The organism is Blautia faecis (genome assembly GCF_020554845.1).
Lineage (GTDB): Bacteria > Bacillota > Clostridia > Lachnospirales > Lachnospiraceae > Blautia_A > Blautia_A faecis.
In genome coordinates this window covers 21,302-28,997 of sequence record NZ_JAJCIA010000044.1, presented here as the reverse complement: position 1 = coordinate 28,997, position 7,696 = coordinate 21,302, and the positions used below count along the sequence as shown (strand labels likewise).

At 43.7% G+C, this 7,696-nt stretch carries 4 protein-coding genes and 1 other annotated feature; all 4 genes read left to right on the top strand.

The window, feature by feature from the left end:
• Positions 1 to 143 precede the first annotated feature (143 nt).
• Positions 144 to 280 (top strand) — a sequence feature (ribosomal protein L10 leader region).
• Positions 281 to 310: 30 nt separating this feature from the next.
• The 4 genes from rplJ to rpoB all read left to right on the top strand — a co-directional run bounded on the left by rplJ (position 311) and on the right by rpoB (position 7,693).
• Positions 311 to 823 (top strand): 50S ribosomal protein L10, encoded by a 513-nt coding sequence (rplJ, locus tag LIZ66_RS16160; protein WP_118583316.1) that lies wholly within the window; start codon positions 311 to 313, stop codon positions 821 to 823.
• Positions 824 to 890: 67 nt separating this feature from the next.
• Complete coding sequence (rplL, locus tag LIZ66_RS16155) at positions 891 to 1,262, top strand: 50S ribosomal protein L7/L12 (protein ID WP_118583314.1); 372 nt, start codon at positions 891 to 893, stop codon at positions 1,260 to 1,262.
• 135 nt (positions 1,263 to 1,397) lie between these two features.
• On the top strand, positions 1,398 to 3,653 hold the full coding sequence (locus tag LIZ66_RS16150; protein WP_226837865.1) for a right-handed parallel beta-helix repeat-containing protein: 2,256 nt from the start codon (positions 1,398 to 1,400) through the stop codon (positions 3,651 to 3,653).
• Between the two features lie 185 nt (positions 3,654 to 3,838).
• Positions 3,839 to 7,693: a DNA-directed RNA polymerase subunit beta gene (gene rpoB, locus LIZ66_RS16145; RefSeq protein WP_118583310.1), complete on the top strand. Its 3,855-nt coding sequence runs from the start codon at positions 3,839 to 3,841 to the stop codon at positions 7,691 to 7,693.
• Positions 7,694 to 7,696: the final 3 nt, after the last annotated feature.

The following is a 7,696-nucleotide window of genomic DNA, read 5'->3' as shown; positions in this document are numbered from 1 at the left end:
TCGTTACCTCCATCTGTTGATGGAAGCATTATACTACATTGGGACATTTTCCTTTATGGTATATTAGGACATTATCATAAATGGTTCATATACAGATGTAAAAAAATTAAAATTACTATTGACAAATAAAATCGAACGTGGTATTTTATTACAGAACGCTGCCGAAGACAGTAGGTGCCGTAAGGCATAAGGATTAAAACGCCTACCGAGGACTAAGTATTCTTTCGTAAGAATTACGTTAAGCCTTGCTGTCTTACAGTAAGGCTTTTTTTGGCGGTATATCAAATTCTATAAGGAGGTGTACCATTTCATGGCAAAAGTAGAACTGAAACAACCAATCGTAGAAGAAATCGCTAACAATATTAAAGACGCACAGGCTGTTGTTCTTGTTGACTACAGTGGTCTTACAGTTGAGCAGGATACTATTTTACGTAAAGAGTTAAGAGAGTCCGGCGTACAGTACAAGGTTTACAAAAACACTTTAATGCGTCGTGCATTTGAAGGTACTCCATGTGCAGATCTTGACAAGCACTTACATGGAACAAACGCTATTGCAATTTCTGCAACAGACGCTACTGCTCCTGCAAGAATCCTTGCTAAATTTGCAAAACAGTATCCGGCACTTGAGTTAGTAGCTGGTATTGTTGAGGGTAACTACAACGATCAGGCAGGAATCCAGGCACTGTCCCAGATCCCGTCCAGAGAAGAACTTCTTGGCAAACTGCTTGGAAGTATCCAGTCTCCTATTACCAACTTTGCTCGTGTGCTTAATCAGATCGCAGAGCAGAAGGGTGGAGAGGCTGAGGCACCAGCAGCAGAATAATTTAAGTTTCTGTCGCTGAATCGAATCATTGATTCCACAAAAAATTTAAAAATGGAGGAAAATTATAATGGCAAAGTTAACAACAGCTGAGTTTATCGAAGCAATCAAAGAGTTATCTGTATTAGAGTTAAATGATTTAGTAAAAGCTTGCGAGGAAGAGTTCGGTGTATCCGCAGCAGCAGGCGTTGTTGTAGCAGCAGCAGGTGCTGGTGAAGCAGCTGAGGAGAAAGATGAGTTTGACGTAGAGCTTACAGAAGTAGGTCCTAACAAAGTTAAAGTTATCAAAGTTGTTCGTGAGATCACAGGCTTAGGTCTTAAAGAAGCTAAAGAAGTTGTTGATGGTGCTCCGAAAATGGTTAAAGAGGGCGCTTCCAAAGCAGAGGCTGAGGATATCAAAACTAAACTTGAGGCTGAAGGCGCTAAAGTTACTCTTAAATAATTTAGGTGTATTTAAGCGAACCATGCTCCCCGCAGAAGTCTGTCGTGCAGGCCACTGCGGGGATTTTTTTGTGTAACAGGAAATTCTGTTGGAGTTTCCTGCAATCAGGATTCTTTTTGTGCAAGGAGATTCTGAATGAATATAAAAATGTTTTTGACTGTAACATTACTGGGAGTATCTTTATATCTGGGAGGCAGTTCTGTTATATATGCTGAATCAGCAGAAAATGTGACGGAGAATTTTGAAGACAGCTTTTCAGATTGCGATATTGAGCCGGAAATGGAAGAGGATGAGACTGGCTTCTATGGCGGAACAGCTGAGGTGGGATTTTTTTCAGCAGATGAGTCTGATAATGATTTTGAAGAGGAGCCAGAAGAAGCTCTGCTTACACCTGTACCTTCTGATAATGAACAGCAGATTCTGGCGACTATTCCAGAAGGCGCTGCAGTGGTGACTTTAGATGTGGCTGATGGAAGTGATATTACCGAAACTTTGAATACAGTGCTTCACTTTATGGGGCAGAGAGCTACAGATGAAACTCCTTGTACGGTAATCATTCCTCAGGGAAGCTATCTGATTTCCGGAACTATCCATATGTACAGCAATCTTACTCTTTATGCAGAAGGAGCTGTACTGACGAAATCCTGTACAGATAAGCATGTGGTCCTCAGACTGGGAGATGACATACTTTCTGCCGGAGGTTATGATGGATATCACAATATCACCATTGAAGGCGGAACCTGGGATCTGAATTACCCGGTTGTCGAAGATAAGGAAGGCACAGGCGGTTTTGTAGGCTTCAGGATTGGACATGCCAGACACGTAACTGTGAAGAACGTAACATTTCTAAACAATTTGAAATCTCATTTTCTTGAGCTGGCAGGTACGGAAGATGTAACTGTGACTGGCTGTACATTCCGGGGATATTGGCAGGAATATGAAGGCGGCGGACAGGAATGCATTCAGCTGGATGCATGTCTGGATTATATTTTTCCAGGATATCAGCCCTTTGACGGAGCTGTCTGTGAGAACATCAGGATTACGGATAACGTTTTTGAGGATGTGTTTGCAGGAGTGGGCAGCCACAGCATGATCTACGACAGGCCATACCGGAACATTGTGATTCAGGGGAATACCTTTCGAAATGTGAAAAAGAGAGCTGTCTGGTGCCTGAATTACGTGGATTCTGCTGTGGAGGACAATATAATAGAGAATGCAGGCGGCGGAGTGCTTGTGAGCTGCATGTATTTCCCGAATACCCATCTTATACCGGGAACTGTTGCAGGAATGGAAGGAAACCACCAGAATGCGGGCATTTCCGTGAAAAATAATCGGATTTCTATTTCTTCAGTGAGCCAGATCAATGGAAACATATGGAGAGGATATGGAATTGAAGTCCAGGGAGCCTGGGTAAGTGACAGCTCAAAAGCACAGGCTAAGGGAATTCCGGTAGGTATTTATAAGGAAAACGGTGTTGCGGTAAAGGGAAATATGATCACAGGGAATGGAAATGGAATTCGCCTTTATCTTGCTGATGGCTGTACAGTGGAAGATAATCAGTTGAAGCTGCAAAAAACTGCATCCTTTTCCAACATGGGAATTTATCTGTCTGCTTCTTCTAAAAATGTGATAAAAGATAATCAGGTATCAGGTTGTAAAAATGTAGGAATCTACGCTTATGACGGAGGAAAGCTGGGGACTCCATCCACAGAGAATCAAGTCCTGGATAATGTGATTTCAGGTATCGGCGGCGATGGAATTCTTATGGAAAATGGCTCTGACGGGTGTGAAGTAAGCCGGAACCGTATATCCTCCGGAAAAAAGAACGGAATTGTTCTCTGGGGCAGCGAGGGCTGTCAGATCACAGCGAATCAGGTGAAAGGCTGTATGCTGGACGGAATATATGTGGAAAATATTGGAAATGCTGTTATAAAATCTAACAGGATTACGAATGTGAACGGCAGAGGAATCCAAGTGATCGCAAGTCAGACCGGAAAACTTTATGGAAATGCGGTTACTGGCAGCAGAAAATGCGGTTTATATGTAAGCAGGTCAAAGATTTCCGGAAACAAAAAGAACCGTCTGGAGAATAATGGCAGTACTTATGCAATTTATGCGGAAAACAGCACTGGAATCATTTCCGTGAAAATGCCCACTGCGTCTAAGATCACCAGAAAGTCAGTGAAGATCACAGGCAAAGCGGCGGGTGGAAAGAAACTTACAATTTATGCAGTGAGCAGAAACAAGAATAAAAAAATCGGCAGAGGAAGCATCAATTCCCGAAAGAAATATAATATTTCTATCAAAAAACAGAAAAAAGGAACGAAGCTTCTCTTTGTATTATCGGATAAATATGGAAACCTTTCTTATAGTAAGAGAAAAGTAAAATAAATTATAACTATTCAGCAATTACAAATAAAAAAACAAATGAAAAAACAACAGAAAAGTGCTTGACAGGCTTTTTTTGTTGTGCTATAGTGAAGAATGCTATATTATGGCAAGATATGCCTACTATGCTTATGCAGCAGAGCGGGCTGATGTTGTAATAAATAAAATAAAACAGGGGTGAAACGTCAATGGAAAAAAACAGAATTCGTTCTGTAAAAACTGGAAAAAGCATGCGAATGAGCTACCAGAGACAAAAAGAAGTCCTGGAAATGCCGAACTTGATCGAGGTCCAGAAGGATTCTTACCAGTGGTTTCTCGACGAAGGATTGAATGAAGTATTCGACGATATTTCTCCAATCGCAGACTACGGCGGAAAGCTCAGTCTTGAATTCATCGGCTTCACATTTGATGAAAAAGAGGCTAAATACACCATCGAGCAGTGTAAAGAACGTGACGTAACTTATGCCGCACCTTTGAAGGTTCGAGTGAGACTGATTAACAAGGAAACAGATGAGATCAACGAACACGAGATTTTCATGGGAGACCTGCCGATTATGACCGCGACAGGAACTTTCGTCATTAACGGTGCTGAGCGTGTTATTGTCAGCCAGTTAGTACGTTCCCCTGGAATCTATTATGCCATTGCACACGATAAAATCGGTAAGAGACTGTTTTCCTGTACAGTAATTCCTAACAGAGGAGCATGGCTGGAATATGAGACTGACTCCAACGATGTATTCTATGTGCGTGTGGACAGAACCCGTAAGGTTCCGATCACTGTACTGATCCGTGCACTTGGTGTTGGTTCCAATGCAGAGATCATTGATCTGTTTGGCGAAGAGCCGAAGATCCTTGCAAGTTTCACAAAGGATACTTCTACGAATTATGAAGAAGGTCTTCTTGAACTGTATAAGAAAATCCGTCCAGGCGAGCCGCTTGCAGTTGAGAGCGCAGAGAGCCTGATCAATGCGATGTTCTTTGATCCGAGAAGATATGATCTTGCCAAGGTCGGACGTTATAAATTTAATAAGAAACTTCATTTCAATAAACGAATTGTTGGTCATAAGCTGGCTGACGATGTGGTTGAGGGCTCTACAGGAGAAATTCTTGCAGAGGCTGGTACTATCGTAACCAGAGAACTGGCTGATGCCATTCAGAACGCTGCAGTTCCATTTGTATGGATCCAGGGTGAAGAAGACCGCAGAATTAAAGTTCTTTCTAACTTAATGGTAGACATGCATCATTATCTGCCAGAAATTGAGAACCTGGAAGAGCTTGGGGTTACAGAGTTAGTATATTACCCTGTACTCGAAAAAATTCTGGAAGAAAATGACACACTTGAGGACAGAATTGCCGCTATCCGCAGAGATATCCATGACCTGATCCCGAAGCATATTACAAGAGAAGATATTTTTGCTTCTATTAATTACAATATGCATCTGGAATATGGCATTGGAAATGACGACGACATCGACCACTTAGGAAACCGTCGTATCCGTGCGGTTGGTGAACTGCTTCAGAATCAGTACCGTATCGGTCTTTCCAGACTTGAGCGTGTGGTTCGTGAGAGAATGACAACACAGGATGTGGAGAGCATTTCCCCGCAGTCCCTGATCAATATCAAACCTGTAACAGCTGCTGTAAAAGAGTTCTTTGGATCTTCCCAGCTGTCACAGTTCATGGATCAGAACAACCCTCTTGGTGAGCTGACCCATAAGAGACGTCTTTCCGCACTTGGACCTGGCGGTTTGTCACGAGACAGAGCCGGATTCGAGGTTCGAGACGTTCACTATTCCCATTACGGAAGAATGTGCCCGATCGAGACTCCTGAGGGTCCGAACATCGGTCTGATCAACTCCCTTGCATCTTATGCAAAGCTGAATCAGTACGGATTTGTTGAGGCACCTTACCGTAAGATTGATAAAACTGATCCTATGAATCCGCGTGTAACTGACGAAGTTGTTTACATGACCGCAGATGAAGAGGATAACTACCATGTAGCACAGGCGAATGAGGCACTTGACGCAGAAGGACATTTCGTTCGTAAGAACGTTTCCGGTCGTTATCGTGAAGAGACTCAGGAGTATGAGCGTCAGATGTTTGATTACATGGACGTATCTCCTAAGATGGTATTCTCTGTAGCTACAGCCCTGATTCCATTCCTTCAGAACGACGATGCGAACCGTGCGCTGATGGGATCAAACATGCAGCGTCAGGCTGTTCCGCTTCTTACCACTGAAGCACCAGTTGTTGGTACAGGAATGGAAGCAAAGACAGCTGTTGACTCCGGTGTTTGTGTGGTTGCAAGAAAGTCTGGTACTGTACTTCGCTCCACATCTACCGATATCAGCATCAAGAATGATGATGGAACAAAAGATGATTATCATCTTACCAAATTCATGCGCAGTAACCAGAGCAACTGCTACAACCAGCGTCCGATCGTTAATCAGGGCGAGCACGTTGAAGCAGGTGATGTTATTGCCGATGGTCCGTCTACTTCTCAGGGAGAGCTTGCTCTTGGCAAGAACCCTCTGATCGGATTTATGACCTGGGAAGGTTATAACTACGAGGATGCCGTACTGTTAAGTGAGAAACTTGTACAGAACGATGTTTATACATCTGTTCACATTGAAGAATATGAAGCAGAATCCCGTGATACAAAGCTTGGACCGGAAGAGATCACCCGTGATGTTCCAGGCGTAGGTGATGATGCACTCAAGGATCTTGATGAGCGCGGAATCATTCGTATCGGTGCAGAGGTTCGTGCTGGTGATATCCTTGTTGGTAAGGTTACTCCTAAGGGAGAGACTGAGCTTACAGCAGAGGAGAGACTTCTTCGTGCAATCTTTGGTGAGAAAGCACGCGAGGTTCGTGATACTTCCCTTAAGGTACCACACGGTGAGTATGGTATCGTTGTAGACGCCAAGGTATTCACAAGAGAAAATGGTGATGAGCTGTCTCCAGGAGTTAATCAGTCTGTACGTATCTACATCGCACAGAAGAGAAAAATCTCCGTTGGTGATAAGATGGCTGGTCGTCATGGTAACAAGGGTGTCGTTTCCCGTGTACTTCCGGTTGAGGATATGCCATTCCTTCCGAACGGACGTCCACTGGATATCGTGCTGAACCCGCTGGGTGTACCTTCCCGTATGAACATTGGACAGGTCCTGGAAATTCATTTAAGTCTTGCTGCCAAAGCACTTGGCTTTAATATTTCCACACCGGTATTCGATGGTGCAAACGAGAATGATATCCAGGATACACTGGAACTTGCAAATGACTATGTAAATACAGAAGATTTTGAAGAGTTCCGTGAGAAATACAAAGACATTCTGGCACCTGATGTAATGCAGTATCTGGATGAGAATAAAGCCCACAGAGCATTGTGGAAAGGTGTTCCGATTTCCAGAGATGGTAAAGTACAGCTTCGTGACGGACGTACCGGAGAGTTCTTCGACGGTCCGACCACAATCGGACACATGCATTACCTGAAACTGCATCATCTGGTTGATGATAAGATCCATGCCCGTTCCACAGGTCCTTACTCTCTGGTTACACAGCAGCCACTGGGTGGTAAAGCTCAGTTCGGTGGACAGCGTTTCGGAGAGATGGAGGTTTGGGCTCTGGAGGCATACGGTGCATCCTATACACTCCAGGAAATCCTGACAGTTAAATCCGATGATGTAGTCGGTCGTGTGAAGACTTATGAAGCAATCATCAAGGGTGATAACATCCCTGAGCCTGGTATTCCGGAATCCTTTAAGGTTCTTCTTAAAGAGCTCCAGTCCCTGGCATTGGATGTACGTGTGCTCAAAGATGATCAGACAGAAGTTCAGATCATGGAGAATGTAGATTACGGCGAAACCGATCTTCGTGCAGTTATCGAGGGAGATTCCCGCGGCCACAGAGGAGAGGAATCCTTCAGCAAACATGGCTATACCAAGCAGGAGTTTGACGGAGAGGAACTTGTTGATGTGGACGAGGACGAAGAAGAGGATTATGAATCCGAAATCGACGATTCCTACGATGATATCGAAGAGTAGAAA